This is a genomic window from Candidatus Accumulibacter vicinus (assembly GCF_000584955.1).
GTDB classification, from domain to species: Bacteria; Pseudomonadota; Gammaproteobacteria; order Burkholderiales; family Rhodocyclaceae; genus Accumulibacter; species Accumulibacter vicinus.
Map to the genome: position 1 here is coordinate 29,688 of NZ_JDSS02000016.1, position 895 is coordinate 30,582.

Annotated in this window: 2 protein-coding genes; both read right to left on the reverse strand. The window is 64.2% G+C overall.

Features of this window, described 5'->3' with window-relative positions; translation table 11 throughout:
- Positions 1-464 (reverse strand): DUF1841 family protein (locus tag CAPSK01_RS04420; protein WP_273703074.1); only part of this gene is annotated, 464 nt, incomplete at its 3' end.
- A 42-nt stretch (positions 465-506) separates the two neighbouring features.
- A partial coding sequence (gene nth, locus CAPSK01_RS21795) for an endonuclease III (RefSeq protein ID WP_273703075.1) occupies positions 507-895 on the reverse strand: 389 nt, incomplete at its 5' end.

Genomic DNA, 895 nt, shown 5'->3' on the forward strand with positions numbered 1-895 from the left:
CCTGGAAAGCAGGAAATATGCGTATGGGATGTTAAAGATGGGCTAACCACCCGCCGCAAGCAGTCCAGGTAAGCCGCCGCATCGATCGCCCCACCCTGCCGCTGCGCACGCCAGAGCGCTTCGCCCAGGCATTCCAGGATCGCGTGTTCGGCGGCATGCACGTCGAGGCGGGTGCGCAGGGCCTGATAGGCGGCACGAATTCCCGGTGGCTGGTCGATGCTGATCTGCTCGGCAATGGCGAGGTGCAGCGAGAGATGGAGAAAGGGATTCATCTGCCCGCTCTCGGGCGTGAACTCCTGCTCCAGCGCCAGCGCCGGGTTTTCGAGCAGGGCGTGGTATTCAGGGTGATGCCGGATCAGGTCGGCCGCCGTGACCTCGGCGCCTTCGAGAATCGCGCGTTCGCGATATTTTCGCCAGGCTTCGCAGAAAAACTGGCGGACCTGTTCACGGCTGGGATTGAACATGGCTTCTCCAGGCTGCGCGGGGGATCGGAGCAGTGATGGCGTTCATCGGGGCGGCGGCCCAGGCGAAACACGGGTCTTCTCCGGGTAGGCACAGAGATCGGCAATGCTGCAGCGCCAGCAATCGGGCTTGCGCGCCTTGCAGACGTAGCGCCCGTGCAGGATCAGCCAATGATGGGCGGCATGCAGGAATTCCTCCGGTACTGCCTGCAGCAGCTCACGTTCGACGGCCAGGGGCGTCTTGCCGGGGGCCAGCCCGGTGCGATTGGCGACCCGAAAAATATGTGTATCGACAGCGATCGTGGCTTCGCCGAAAGCGGTGTTGAGGACCACGTTGGCGGTCTTGCGACCGACCCCCGGCAGAGCTTCGAGGGCGGTGCGCGAGTGTGGGACTTCGCCGCCATGTTGCTCGAGCAACTGCCGGCAGGTGGCGA